At 55.6% G+C, this 13,414-nt stretch carries 12 protein-coding genes, 1 tRNA gene and 2 pseudogenes; 6 read left to right on the forward strand and 9 right to left on the reverse strand.

All coding sequences use genetic code 11. The features are described from left to right. Window positions 1-107: 107 nt before the first annotated feature. The 3 genes and pseudogenes from SCLO_RS11665 to SCLO_RS11675 all read left to right on the forward strand — a co-directional run bounded on the left by SCLO_RS11665 (window position 108) and on the right by SCLO_RS11675 (window position 2,462). Window positions 108-1,319: a hypothetical protein gene (locus tag SCLO_RS11665; protein WP_066516914.1), complete on the forward strand. Its 1,212-nt coding sequence runs from the start codon at window positions 108-110 to the stop codon at window positions 1,317-1,319. A 128-nt stretch (window positions 1,320-1,447) separates the two neighbouring features. Next, a pseudogene (locus SCLO_RS11670) lies at window positions 1,448-1,810 on the forward strand (ATP-binding protein); the annotation flags it as partial. Between the two features lie 262 nt (window positions 1,811-2,072). Next, window positions 2,073-2,462: a hypothetical protein gene (locus tag SCLO_RS11675; RefSeq protein WP_179948859.1), complete on the forward strand. Its 390-nt coding sequence runs from the start codon at window positions 2,073-2,075 to the stop codon at window positions 2,460-2,462. 59 nt (window positions 2,463-2,521) lie between these two features. On the opposite strand, the gene SCLO_RS11680 is transcribed toward SCLO_RS11675, so the two are convergent. The 3 genes from SCLO_RS11680 to SCLO_RS22920 form a co-directional block, all read right to left on the reverse strand. Continuing rightward, window positions 2,522-2,788, reverse strand: a complete 267-nt coding sequence (locus tag SCLO_RS11680) for a hypothetical protein (RefSeq protein WP_231923219.1) — start codon at window positions 2,786-2,788, stop codon at window positions 2,522-2,524. Between the two features lie 61 nt (window positions 2,789-2,849). Then, window positions 2,850-3,077: a hypothetical protein gene (locus SCLO_RS11685; RefSeq protein WP_066522453.1), complete on the reverse strand. Its 228-nt coding sequence runs from the start codon at window positions 3,075-3,077 to the stop codon at window positions 2,850-2,852. A 192-nt stretch (window positions 3,078-3,269) separates the two neighbouring features. After that, entirely contained in the window at window positions 3,270-3,899 is a 630-nt protein-coding gene (locus SCLO_RS22920; protein ID WP_123905486.1) for a hypothetical protein, read from the reverse strand. Between the two features lie 305 nt (window positions 3,900-4,204). Here SCLO_RS22920 and SCLO_RS11695 point away from each other — a divergent pair. The 3 genes and pseudogenes from SCLO_RS11695 (at window position 4,205) to bamE (ending at window position 6,036) form a co-directional block, all read left to right on the forward strand. Beyond that, a pseudogene (locus SCLO_RS11695) lies at window positions 4,205-4,950 on the forward strand (IS5 family transposase). A gap of 199 nt (window positions 4,951-5,149) precedes the next feature. Beyond that, on the forward strand, window positions 5,150-5,701 hold the full coding sequence (locus tag SCLO_RS22925) for a hypothetical protein (protein ID WP_123905487.1): 552 nt from the start codon (window positions 5,150-5,152) through the stop codon (window positions 5,699-5,701). Window positions 5,702-5,757: 56 nt separating this feature from the next. Continuing rightward, window positions 5,758-6,036: an outer membrane protein assembly factor BamE domain-containing protein gene (bamE, locus tag SCLO_RS11700; protein ID WP_066520316.1), complete on the forward strand. Its 279-nt coding sequence runs from the start codon at window positions 5,758-5,760 to the stop codon at window positions 6,034-6,036. Between the two features lie 62 nt (window positions 6,037-6,098). On the opposite strand, the gene SCLO_RS11705 is transcribed toward bamE, so the two are convergent. The 6 genes from SCLO_RS11705 to SCLO_RS11730 form a co-directional block, all read right to left on the reverse strand. Continuing rightward, window positions 6,099-7,919, reverse strand: coding sequence for a hypothetical protein (locus SCLO_RS11705; RefSeq protein WP_066520319.1), 1,821 nt, complete (start codon window positions 7,917-7,919; stop codon window positions 6,099-6,101). Then, on the reverse strand, window positions 7,919-10,432 hold the full coding sequence (locus tag SCLO_RS11710) for an ATP-binding protein (protein ID WP_066520321.1): 2,514 nt from the start codon (window positions 10,430-10,432) through the stop codon (window positions 7,919-7,921). The genes SCLO_RS11705 and SCLO_RS11710 overlap by 1 nt, the downstream gene beginning before the upstream one ends. Before the next feature lie 7 nt (window positions 10,433-10,439). Then, window positions 10,440-11,648, reverse strand: coding sequence for a TRM11 family methyltransferase (locus tag SCLO_RS22930; RefSeq protein WP_123905489.1), 1,209 nt, complete (start codon window positions 11,646-11,648; stop codon window positions 10,440-10,442). Between the two features lie 465 nt (window positions 11,649-12,113). After that, window positions 12,114-12,189: transfer RNA gene (locus tag SCLO_RS11720), tRNA-Phe, on the reverse strand. A 51-nt stretch (window positions 12,190-12,240) separates the two neighbouring features. After that, window positions 12,241-12,435 carry a DNA gyrase inhibitor YacG gene (locus SCLO_RS11725; protein ID WP_066520329.1) on the reverse strand — a complete coding sequence of 65 codons (195 nt, stop codon included), beginning with the start codon at window positions 12,433-12,435 and terminating at the stop codon, window positions 12,241-12,243. Then, window positions 12,425-13,414, reverse strand: a complete 990-nt coding sequence (locus SCLO_RS11730; protein WP_066520331.1) for a ribonuclease — start codon at window positions 13,412-13,414, stop codon at window positions 12,425-12,427. The genes SCLO_RS11725 and SCLO_RS11730 overlap by 11 nt, the downstream gene beginning before the upstream one ends.

Below are 13,414 nucleotides of genomic sequence, written 5' to 3' on the forward strand. Positions count from 1 at the left end.
CTGTTCAAGCGGCCAGCCATCGTTCCTGTTTTCCTGAAAATCTGGACCTGTCTGGCGACTGCACCCCGCCGGGCAGGTCCATTTCCATTTTCGGAGAACAGAACATAATGACGAAGAAATCCTACACGCCCCGCTGGCTCGATCTGCGCGATGAGGTCGCTAAGAGCATTGGCCTTCTCAACGCGCCCATCCCTGACCGTCAGACCATCAATGTCCTCAACAATGTCACACGCACATTGATGAACGGGCAGGCATTGCCCGATGGCCTGAAAAAGACCTTCCTCGAAAATATCAGACGCCGCACCCGGCACACAGACTTTGCGTATGATGGAGAAATCAGAATGGCCGCCAAACAAATCAGGTATGCGCGCAGGCATGGCAAGGATCAGTTGATCGCTCTACCAACCGCACAGCCTCTTTCGTCCGCATTGCGCCCTGAGGACGAAAAGGACGAATTGCTTGACGCATTGCAGCGCCATTTCGTCCTGATTGCATCCCATATTCGTCCCGATTTCGTCCAGCTTTCGTCCTTTCTGGGCTCGAAATCCGCGCAATTGCTGGAGTTCTGGTGGCGCAATGAAATCAAATCAAATGAAATAAATCATGAGAGCGCCATGATTTGTCCGCAGGACGACATGAGGCTCGCAGGCTCGCCAGATGCTCATGATATCGCCAATGACCGCCATGGGCCTGCGGCGCTGTCAGGACATGCCATGATAGCCCATGAGCCTGCGGCGGCTGGCTTCTCTCCAGCCAGGACGATCAGGGAGAATCATGAGACAGATGAGGGAATGGCGCGGGAAATGCCCGCCCCGGTCGTCGCCCTGCCTCGCAGGACGCGCCGCCCGGAAATCGCCATCAGCTATTTCCATAACGATCCGGCCAAAGCACCCAGCGCCATGTTCGAATATGGGGACCGGAAATTCAGTCTGAACTTTGCAACCGCCGATAGCGCCGAAGCGAAGCTGGCCGGGGTATCGGACGCGGAATGGATGACATGGCTCGACGCTGCTGGCGGCAGTGAACTCCGTCAGACAAGCCGGGATGGGATAAAGACCGGCAGGCTACACCAGTATAACATGTCGCCCCTGTACGGGCCTGATGACAAATATGGTTACAAGGGTCCGGTCGTGGGCAATTGCATGGTCGCGCTCATCTGGGAGGATGAGTGCCCGGTTGCGGCCATATTGGTCGATAATCAGAATATCCATACCATCAAACTTGAACGCTTCTCGCAAGGCGAAGGCAGGAAGCCGCTGTTCAAGGGGCGCACCGCGTTGCCGATGCAAAATGACGATCCGGCGGCAATGGCGGCCTGACAAACCCTGTGAAGCCCGTTGAGCGCGGCTGCGTCCTTGTTGTTACCCGTGGGCATCCGATAGCGGTCCCCCACGCTTGCAGGGCTTCGCAGGGGCGCACAGGCGCAACAGACTACAGTCTGCCGAGACTGCGAAGGGGCGCTCGCGCCCGCTACTTCAACACCGTCGATCTGGTGACACGCCTCGAAGAGGAGACCCGGATCGGCAAAGGCGGGACCCTGGCGGCGCAGCTGTCGCGGCTCGATCTGATCGTGCTCGACGAGCTTGGATATCTGCCGTTCGCACGCTCGGGAGGGCAGTTGCTGTTCCACCTCATCAGCAAGCTTTATGAGCGCACCAGCGTCATCATCACCACCAACCTTGCCTTCGGCGAGTGGCCTACCGTCTTCGGGGATCCCAAGATGACTACGGCGCTGCTCGACCGCGTCACCCACCACTGCGATATCATCGAGACGGGCAACGACAGCTGGCGCTTCAAAAACCGCAGCTGACCGCTACCTTCGGCGCCTTCAAAAATCTATCTTGCGCTGCGCGCGCCTCCGGTCGGGCTACGCCCGCCCTCCGCCGCACGCAGCGCAAGGCCATCTTCAACAAACCAACATCATATCCGAAAAAGGGGGTCCCTCTTCGACGCCGATCGGGGGTCCCTTTTGAACGCCGTTTGACAGGCATCTCAACAAGGCTGATAAGGACAAGGCGATTTTTCGGGGCCTTGGATCGGTTGACATCACCGCTGCGGCCCGTTCCGCTGTCATGGTCGGCCTACATCCCGAAGACGACGAAACGCGGGTCTTTGTCCATATCAAACATAACCTTTCGGCCAGAGGCGATAGCTTGCTGTACACACTGGAGGGCGCGACAGATAGCGAAGTGCCGGAATTGGTTTGGGGAGGCGCAACGGACCTGACCGCAGACGACCTCGCCCGCAAAGCAAACAAGGTCGGAAGACCGGACGACGCCAGCCAAGAAGCCGAGATGTTCCTAAAACGCGCGCTCGCGGGCGGCGTCGCACGAAAAATCAAAGATGTTGTACGTGATGCCGAGAAACGATCGATCAGCGATCGCACCCTCCGAAAGGCCGCGCGCAAAATGGGCATCATCAAAAAGGGGCAGACCTGGAAACTGGCCGAAACTTCCTCATAGGTTCAATTCGGCCAGTTTTTACCGGAAGGCTGGCACACGATGAGGGCGCCAGCCATTCCTCATTTTCCATCGGGCATAGAGGCTAGTGCCTTCTTTGCCTCTTCCAATGCCTTCGACCCCGGCGCCCATTGCCAAGGTTGACGGGCGACATGATCTTTGCCGAGGTTCGGGTACACCTTCACTTGTTTGGCCGCCAGGCGGAGCATCATCCGAGCCTCGCGCGGCACGATCTTCATTTCGCGGGCAAGCTGGTCGAGCGTGATCATGGCGGGCAGATCGTTAGCCGCCGGTGTGTTCGATGTTACAAGTGCGGTCATGTCGGTCATCTCCTTCGTTAGAACCGACATTTCCATTAAGACGGGTTCGGAAGCTGTGTCAGGAGAAATCCTAGGAATCCCAGTCGATTTCCATCAGCGGGATCGAGAAGGCGCTTTTCCCATCGGTGAAAAGATATTCGTCGTCGTCGCTTCCGATCTCGAACGTGTAGCGATGCCCATCGATATCAATGTGGATGATTTCGTCCGGCGTATGGATCACGGCGACCGTGGACGCGGAAAACAAGGCTTGGGCGTGGGATAGTAGATGATCATAATCGAGCGGTTTGTCGTCAGACATGACGGCCTCCTTTCGTTGACCATCACCTCATTAAGATCATGGGAACCCAAAACTCAGGAAAAATCCCAGGAAATCCGATGATTTTAGGGAATAATCTCGGCGGCGCATATCCGACGCCCGGTTAGGACAACGCGATATAAATTGAGGCTTTGTGGGAAGCGCGGACATCGTCCTCATGCGATCTCGGACGGATCATCTCCTATCGCCGGGTATCCATCGGGAATCAGACCGATCCATTTGCTTTCGCAGACGATCCCGCCAGATATTGCGCGCTTCGGACCGTGCCTCGTTCAGCCTATCGATGATCCCGGCGCGCTTACGGCCTTTGGGACGCGGCCGTCCTTTGCTTCCCTCCAATCTTCGGCGCAACATGATGATGCGGCGATGCGCGCGAGTCAGATCGGTCATATTCTGCGAGGCATAGGTGAGGCGATGAGCATGCCGGGATGCGAACCGGCCATCGGTATAATAAAGTATCTCGCACCGCTGCCCGGTGACGGGACACAGGAAATAATATCGAATGCCGCCGAAGCCGGAGGCTATCCCTTCTATGGCAATGCGTTGGGTGACGGCATCATCCGGCATATGTGCCGTTATCGCCATCATTCCCCGGGCGCTGTCGCTCAAATCGATACGTAAACGCGCCTGAGGTCGCTCATGACCGCCGGTTGACCAGCATATTGTGTCGATTACGCATTCACCGGGCCGGACAACGCCCAGCCGCCGTAAAACGCGAATGTCGAGCGCCAACACATCTTCCACATCGCCCACATGCCTTGAACGTAACGCGCCGGAACCGATCCCACCCATAATCACCTCCATCGATCAGGGTAAATTTACACCGGATTCTTCTTCATTTCAGGGTCCGCGAATCACGCTCTGTTTCTGCAGGGAATTGGCTTTTCTACGAAATTCTGCGGCTTAGAACGGGTGAGAGCAGGTTTTCATTGAATTGAAACCTTTGCTTTCTCATAGTGATCGACGGAACCGCCACGCACGGTTCTGGGGCGTAGTAACCCCTAGGTTTCGTGGACAAAGCTTGACTGGGGACTCGGTCGCTGATTCAAGGCTGGCTTTTGGAGGCAGCCTTGGGCGAGCGGATCGGCGTTACGGACGAAGAATGGGAAGTGATCGGGCCGCTGCTGCCGCCTGAGCACGGTCGTGGATGCCGCCCGGCGCAGGATAATCGCCCTTATTTCGAGGGCATGATGTGGATTGCGCGGACCGGCGCGCAATGGCGGCACCTGCCGGACGAGTATGGCAAGTGGAACAGCGTGTTCCGGCGCTATCGACGATGGGTCACGACCGGCGTGTTCGATGCCATGCTCGAGACGCTGGCCGAACTGGCGGGGCGCGACGCGGCCGCCGACATGATCGACAGCACGGTGGTCCGGGCACATCATTGTGCCGTCGGCATAAAAAGGGGACTCAGCAAACCGAGGCGCTTGGCCGATCGCGAGGCGGCTTCACGACGAAGCTCCACGCAAGGTGCGATGCCAGGGGCCTCCCCCTCGGCTTCGTGCTGACACCCGGACAGGCGCACGATGTGCAGGGCTTCGCCCCACTGTTCCGTATGATAACCGACCGGATCAAGGCCTTCCTGGCCGACCGGGGCTACGATGCCGATGCGATCCGCGAAGAGATCGAGGCGGCGGGTGTCGAGGCGGTGATCCCTGCCAAGGTCAACCGGCGCAATCCCGCCCCGCACGACCGCGCGAAATACAAATGGCGCAACCTGATCGAACGCCTGTTCAACAAACTCAAGAACTGGCGGCGCATCGCGACCCGCTACGATAAAACCAAAGAATCATACCTCGGCTTCGTAGCGCTCGTGTCAGTCAAACTCTGGATACCCTTTGTCCACGAAACCTAGCTTACCGGTGGGTGCTGCCCGACGCAGCCCGCACATCCTTGACCCTTATGGTCGGGGAGCCTGCGGCGCATGTCCAGGGTTTCCCAACCTAAAGGTCGTAGGGACCGGGTAAGCTCGGTTTACTAACTCCCCGATCACCAAGGATCAGGTGTGAAGTCGAAGCGGGGGCGTACCGCGATCGACTTTCTGGGGGAGTAATATGTTAATCCGTTTAGCTGCCGTATCTGTGATACCGCTTCTCATCATGGGATGCCAATCTCGGGCAAATAATGAGGGCGATAAAGCGCGTGTCGATGAATTAATGACCTATCCCGGCCCCTGGTCCGCTGCGGAATTCGCAAAAATAGGTCGCTGGACAGTGTGGCGCTTTAAGACGGATTTCAAAATAGACTGCGCTGCTGCGCAATCTGTCGAGGATACGGTTAAAACATGGCCGATTGCAGTTTACTACGGTCAATCGACGGGGGACCTGCGTATTAATATAGCCTTAGACGGTGATAAAAATCCTCGAGCATTTATACCGCAAGGCAAAGATATAGATAATAATGATCCAAACTTTCGAGGGTATGTAAAGCTACCGGATCAGCAATTTTTTGTGCCCATAGACAGCGTGTCGGTCTTTCAATTTGAAGGTAAAACAATTGAGGTCCGACCTGCGGGTAATTACCCACTGAGTTTTGGAAACCGTTCTATTGATCTATCCGGTATCACAAAGGTTGTTCACTCTCTTCGAGCATGCGCGGTCAGCTAGCCAATGCATACCATCTTCAAGTCCAATTCCAATCAAAAGTTTTTAAAGAGTTAACTATGAAAAACACGATCATTCCGGCCATCGCACTCGCACTCACCGGTTGCGTATCGATGGGCACCAACTACGACGTTACGGCAGTTGATCGCTTGCAGGTCGGCATGACCAAGGCTGAAGTCATTCAACTTCTCGGACACCCCAACCAGGTCATCACTACATCGGATGGCGGCCAACGCCTCGTATGGGTTTATTCAACCGGATCGATGTTCGGCGCGAATGCCCGCTCGGTTGGACTCCCCTTTGGGCCGGAAGGAAAACTGACCGATATTCCGAAATAGGCAATGACCAGCGCATCAGCATGGCTAAAAGAATTCAGGCTTGCAGCAACGTAAGCGGCGTCTCACGTCTGCCGAGCGAAATCGTGTTCCAGGGCGTCACGGGAAAGAAAACGCCCAAATGCTGCAAGGAGTGAAGCAGCACCAGGATCTCTAATGCGCCCAATCCGTCTGATCGGGTAGTGGAAGGCTCCATCAGCGTAAGTTCCATACCCCTTTAACCCGTGGGACATACCAACGCGTGGGAGTGTGGTTTTAGCGATTAGATCAGCGACTTCATCCCCGTGCTTTTTGCGAACGTCTTCAATTTCGGTAGCGACTCTGCCGTATTGCTTCGCAAGCTCTAAGCATCGTTCCTGCCATGCGCGAGTTGGAAAGCGCTTCGGTTCCTTTTTCACATCGCTAGGATTGATGTCGCAACGTCCGTTTTTATCCAATACGGCAAGGTCAAGAACATTCAAATTGGCAACCGTTCCACGCTTGAATAGGATGGCGGCAGTCAAATCACCTATATCCCCAAAGTTCGTCACCAAATGCTTTAGATGGGCTGGTTCAGCTTCTACCTCTTCTGGATTTGAGGTCAGCGGGCATATCACTGCGACCTTGAAGTTATTCTCTCGTATACGCTTTCCGCCGGGCCGCACCATGATATCGCATGGCTGAGCAACAAGCACAAACAGGCCAAGATCGTTACCCTCACCAATCTCGAAGACGTCGCCATTGCGTAACGGATCGTTATAGCCGTTTACAAGTTCGGCGCTGTCATGAAGTTCTTGCGCTCGCAATAGGTTGAGATGGGCTTGGGTTTCGGCAGTGAGATCCCGCGATATATCCGCAACAGCCTTCACACCAGTAGCCGCGTCTGCGAACTTCAGGAACTCCGCCTCGCGCAGAATTACGCGCTTTGCTTCGTCTTTATGAACGATCGCGTAAAGCCGAAGCAGCGTCTCAAGCTCAGACACCCCTTCTTTCTCGGATGAATTGACGACCATATGTTCGAACGCGAGCGGATCGATATTATCCAATCGAGTGATAGCGGCATCTAGCGCTTTTTGAAGGCCATATGCAGCCTGATGTTTCATGGTCTCGCAATAGGTATTGATCAGCGTTCGATAAACTGAACCATAAAAGCGATCACCATCTCCGAGGGACTGCTTGGCGATGGGCATGAAAAACTTTAGCGAAATCTCGTTTTCCGCCGCTAGTTGGCGCCACTTTGAAATTTCGTCTCCTGCGTTCAGTGTGCTCGAGAGCATCCCGCAAAACCAACGCGTTCCAAATCCCACCGGTTCGGATTGCGACAAACTCTTGATGATGTCAGCGCCTGTGGCAAAGCCGAGCGTATGTGGATCGGCGTTGAGTTCCTGATCAAAGAGGAACAGAGTCCGTGCGGTCTCGTTGCATTGTTCGACAATCGCATGTTGCTGTGCGTGCCATTCGATCGGTGTAAGAATCTGGAGTTCAACTTGGTTGGGGATATTTCTGCGCAATTGCCAAATATCTCGTACCCCCTCCTCTGAAGCAAATTCGCCAAGAACAGCCTTAACGGCTTCAAGACTGTTGGCATCCATGCCTTCGAGCATTGCACTCAGTTGATCAAACCGTGCTTCGTTATCATCAGCCAGAATCGCTTCAGGAAAAAAAGCTTCAAGCGGCTGCCGAGCGTCCTCGCGTTGAGTAAGCGTCTCGATAACACTTGCGGCATCGGCAACCGGCTCGATCATATCGTCGACGAACACGACCCGTTTTATGTGCAAGCGCGCAAACAAATCATCAAGTGCCGGACTTTGAGGAGCTTGTGCGAGATGAATATCCGCTTCTGCCGGGAGCGCAGCGATAGGCCCACCCATCTCCTGAGGTTCAATCGATCGCATAGCCTCGTCCATCAAACCTTCCTCGCCACCCCTGATAGATCGATCTCGAAGACGTGGCGACGTCCACTCACGTTGCGAGCATGGAGTAAATTGATCGAACTCCCCATCGAGCCAAGTATTTGTGACGAGATGAAAAGCCCTAATCCACGACCCATTGCCTTGGGCTTCAAGGTTACGAATGGTTCGAAAAGGTTGGATTCAACCGATGGATCAATGCCAGGCCCATTGTCAGAAATGCGCACAAACGGATGTTCGATTTCGATAAGAACCCCCAGACGTTCTTTATTATTGCGTGTCCGCTCCTGTTTGATCCAATATTCAGAGTTCAACAGGAGATTGTCAAAAACCTGCAACAACCGTCCTCGATTAGTTTCGACGTCAAAATCCCTAACCACATTCAGATCAAATGCAATCGAGTCTTCATGCCAGCGCTCCTCAAAGTAAGCCTTTGTATCGCCCATAAAATCGGCAATAGAAAAGAGCTCTACTCGATCTCTTTGGACGCGTAAGGTTGGCCCGAGATGCGCAATCTGCCGCCTGAGCGCGGAAGCTGTTGAAAGCACATCATTCGCCAGCCGCACAAGCTTGCCATTTTGATCACCATCCCGGCGGGCCTCGTCGATAGCTGCGCGGGCACGCTGAGTCAGGCGATCAGTCTGATTGTGGACTTCATGAGCTAAAGACTCGGCGATCAATCCGAGACCGGCAAGTTCCGAGAAATCCTGAAGTTGTGTGTTGACAATCTCAAGTCGAGGCGAGAGAGCAGCGACCACAGAAGCCAATTTCTCAGTATCCGAGGCGTATTTTTCCATTTCAGAAAATATAGATTGCGATGATCTCAGAGCTTCGTTCGCAGCTTCAAGTAACGGTGCAAGGCGACGCTCTTCCGCCGTGGACAATAATGGTTCCGCCGCGATTCTCGTGGTTAGCGCTTCAACCTTTTGCTGAACCTCCGCTGCCGCGTTATCAATAGACTTTGATCGTGCAGTATAGCTCTTGAGGGTTCGCGCTACCTGACGCGCAGATGTAATCTCGCGTTCGGCACCTTCGAACGCGTACCCTTTCGCAAGCCGTTCCTCGCGATACTTTGTATAGTTGCGTCGGATCCATTCGTAGAATTGACCGATTAACTCAGTCGAATGCACCATCAACCGCCGAAAGTTCTGCGCGTAGGCGTTACTGACAAAACCTTCGCGATCGGTCTTGTCTTTGAGATGCGCGTTTCTCGCCTCGGATATCGAGACGAAGCCAAGAACGTTGTGGGGGCGCAATCCATACCAAGAACTGGCGCTGGTCTGCTGTGCGCCAAGGCGAAGCCAGTCCTCCCCGTTGATACCGTAGGGTTTTACCGCAAATCCATCCCGAAAGACTTTGATCCCAGCGTGTCGTTTTACAACCCTTTGAATTTCGGAAGACGCGGACAAGCCGCTGAGGCGCAACGCACCCTCATCATTCCGCAGCAAAAACTCGTCAATTTCAGCGTGGAAAGGGCCGGGATCAGCGGCCATAACAGGCTCTGCATCCTTATCGTCAGACGTGCTGTTGATGTTTGCTTTTGATTGAAGGCGATCAATTGATCCTAAACTTTCCAACTCAACCGAATAATCAAACTCAACGAAATACGCCGGATCGGCGCTCATTCGCATGTTTACGGGTGGGCTGCGTCCCTTGAGATATTCGTAAAAATCCCTGCCATTCGATGGCACGACAACGTTCTCGAAAAATTCAAGCTCTTCATCACGTTGGTTCCCGCGCAGCTTTGCCAATCGCACCTTTCCGTCAAGGTGGAGTTTGCCTTCCGTAAAATCTATTGCGAACCTACCGACTGCCGCACGGCGTACACGCTCGGAAATCTGCCCAAGGTCGATGACCTTTCCATCGATCGTTAACGTGACAAGAAATGTTCGCGCTTTCTCATATGGCGAGAGAATTTGCGCAAGATCATTGGCGAGCTGCTCTACAGCCGCTCCCTTCCAAACATCTGTATTTCGCAAACCGGTTATGAGGAGGCGCGTCCCCTTCAATCTCGGCTGATCGGCCTTTCGCACGGTGACCGGCACCGCGCTTAGACTTTTATCCTCAGTGAAGGAGTCCCAACTAAACGCAACATGAAGGGTTTCACTTCCCTCCTTCCGGGTATCCATTTCAAGCCGAGCGCCAAGCTTCTGGGTGCTCAATCGGCCCAGCCCTTTGTCACCCAACGGCGTGCGTCCCTTTGCGGTCGTCACCCCTTTTGCTTTCATCTCGCGCTTACCCGACAACGAGATCACCAGCCAGCCCCGGTCGATATCTCCCCGATCCATACCGACGCCATTGTCATCGATTGAGATGAAGCCAGATGTGCCGGGGAAATCCGAATGTGCTGGAGCATCGGCCGTGTTCACAACGACATGTGCGAAATCAGCGTCAGCGTCGTATGCGTTCTTCACCAATTCAACGAGTGCGGTGACCTCGTCCGAAACGAGTTCATCACCTAATTGGCGAACAACGGCGGCGCTAATATCGAAATGGGAATCCGTTACCATTTCTTGTTCATCGCTTCCGCAATAACAAGATTTTTTCCTCGCGCATTGTCGCTGAACTCGCGTTTCGATCGGGCATGCGTTTATGGTGAATGCGACGAGTCAGCATCGTGACGGTGGAGCATTTGGCGTGTTCCATTAGTTCACTCAATACCGTATCTGTGGGCACTTGCTTGCCGGCAATGTTGCGATTGCCCACCGTCCAGATCATGTAACTGTTCTGACGCATTTGCCCAATCATAGCCTCTAAACTTGCCTGAAAGTCACGATAGAAGCGTACCAAGCGAATGTGTCCATCACTCGGGGTATCTGGTAGCGCCTCCGCGAAATTTTTAAGCGTAGTACTAGCCGCAAATAATCGTTCCTCCTCTTCGTTCGAAACGGGATCGCGTCCGCCCAGGCTACGCCTGTCAATTTCCTGCGTAGTCCGTAGCAATTCCGTATCAACCTTTGGGTCAATATCGGCCAGGTCGATCCAGTTAAGCGGTAGATAGGAATGCTGACCATATGTGACGGTCGTCTGATTGTCACCGTATGGCGGCGACGTCATCATGAGGTCGAATGGCGCTACGTCAGCCCAGCATTTCTTGCTCTCACGATTATCGACAAGGGCGATATCGGTTGATGCTCGATAGCGCGCATGGCTTACGGCGTTTGCGTCTCTGAGCTTTTTTCGAAAGAATGCAAAGCTATCCGCATTGCGCGATACCAGATCGGAAAACACATCAATCGGCGACACATTTCGTCCGTCGATTTCATGCTTGGGCCGCGCGTGCAACTTGTATGTTGATGTACGATCGTTACTCGTGAGACGTACCGTCTCAGCCAAGGTCACCCAAAGAAAGCGTCTCGCCCAGAGTTCTTCGCAAGAACGGATAGCTCGTCGCAATTTGGACAATTCAGTCAGAACTTCGAGCCTGAACCATTTGTCGCGATTCGCAAGCGTAGTTTCGATACCAAACCGTCTGTCTGCCCGGGCACGCTTAACTACGCTGGCGCCGATTGCGCCGATTGCGAACTCAACCTTTCGCGCGGTGCGAACCCGGCTAATTAGTACGGCTAGAGGATTTATATCGGCACCATAGACATTGAGCGCGTAATGCATTCCGCTCACAAGCGAAGTTCCTGAACCAACGAAAGGATCGTATAGCGACTTAATGTTTGGTTGAGCCTCGATGACTGCGGCTAGCAATCGACGCTGTACCAAGGGCACCATCATCGCAGGATACTGAAAAATGCAATGGGCACTGTCCGTGCGATCACGTGTTTTCAGCGACCAGAAGTCAGGGTCATCGCTATGCCGCGCCAACGCTCTAACCAAAACGTTATCGACGGCGGTAAGATTCGCGCACGTTTCCGTCGTTGACGACTCGGCGGTCGTTGATTTCATTCTCGCCTCAGCCCCCACGCCAACATGTCGGAGTATCCGACGATATCGCGCTGATCAGGAAGCTTTATTTCGTGAATACCCCGCCGCGCGGGCATAGCATAACAACTCCGTGCATCGGCGGCAACGCCCTGAATTATCAAATAGATGATATGCAGTAATGCATAGTGACACTCAGAAATCCGACCCAGGAAGCCGTATGCTGCCCGCGCTTCGGCTTACGTGGATTATCTGCTGCCCCATTGCTTCCCCACCAGATGCTGAGCAGGGACGTTCGCCACCTAAGTTATTGAAAAGTGGTGCCCGGGGACGGAGTCGAACCGCCGACACTGCGATTTTCAGTCGCATGCTCTACCAACTGAGCTACCCGGGCACGGGAGGCCGGTATCCTGTACCGGCCATCGGAGAGGCGTGCCTATAGGCATCAATCGGGGGTGCTGTCCACCCCATAATCGTCGGTTTTTTCCCCGCTGCCGGAAGCCGGAGCGCCGGGGACGCGATAGCCTTCGCCGAGCCATTGCAAAAGATCGCGGTCGCGGCAGCGCTCCCCGCAGAAAGGGCGGGTTTCGGGACGGGACGGCTCGCCGCAGATCGGGCAGGAAGAGGCTTTAGGCGACATGGCCCGCCCATATGGAGAGCGCGGCGTCCGCGTGCAAGGCGATCGCGCCGCCGCGCCGCTGGGCCAATTGCTCGATCCAGTGCGGCGCCTTGCGCAAGCGGTCGATGACCGCCGCCGCCGCGGTCAGCGTGACGCCACCGCCATGGCCGTGCCGCTCCGCCCGGCGCAGCAAAGCCAGCGCGGCCGTTTCCACCGGATCGGCGCGCACGATCTCCATGAGGCTCGCGCGCTCCCGCCGGCGGATGATCTGGATGAAGCCGAAGCCGTTGACGGCGGTGCGCTCGAACGGCAGCGGCAGATATTTGTCGACCTGCGCGGCGGCGATGGCGCGCTCGTCCTTGTTGTTCATGGTGGGAAGATCGATGCCGATCGACCCCGCCAGACCCATGCGGCGGATCGCCTGCGCCGCCAGCTTCGCGCCCTTGGGACCCAGCTGGGCGGGCGGCAGGCTGCCGTCCACGTCGATCAGCATCATGGCGGGCGTCGGGAAGAGGCGCAGGGCGGCCGCCTCGGTGCCGACCTCGCCCGACATCGCCTCTTCCATGAGTTCGCTCCAGCCATGCGCCTCGAGCCGGTCCTCCTCATGCGCCGGACAGGGGATGACGGGCACGCCGGTCTGGCGGATGCGCTGGAGCAGGCTCGGCCCCGGATGCGCCCTGGCGCCGGGCTGGGCGATGCGGCCCTTGGCGAGCTTGGCGCGGCCTTCCTCCGGAATGGCTTCGCGCTGGATGTCGATGAGGACGGTCGCCCCCTCCGCGATCTTGGGCGGAATGGGTTCGATCAGCACGTCCTCGCCCGATATGAGGCGGGCAATGCCGCGCTTCTTCGGGATGACGGTGCGGGTCAGGCGGCCCTGCACCACCGCCCCGGCGCGCACGGCATCGCCTTCGCGCTCGACCAGCGCCTCGACCAGACGGCCCTTTTCGACCAGCGCGGCACGGGCTTCGCCAATGCCTTCTTCATAGAGCCATTCAGCCAC

Origin of the sequence: Sphingobium cloacae (genome assembly GCF_002355855.1) — a bacterium.
GTDB classification, from domain to species: domain Bacteria; phylum Pseudomonadota; class Alphaproteobacteria; order Sphingomonadales; family Sphingomonadaceae; genus Sphingobium; species Sphingobium cloacae.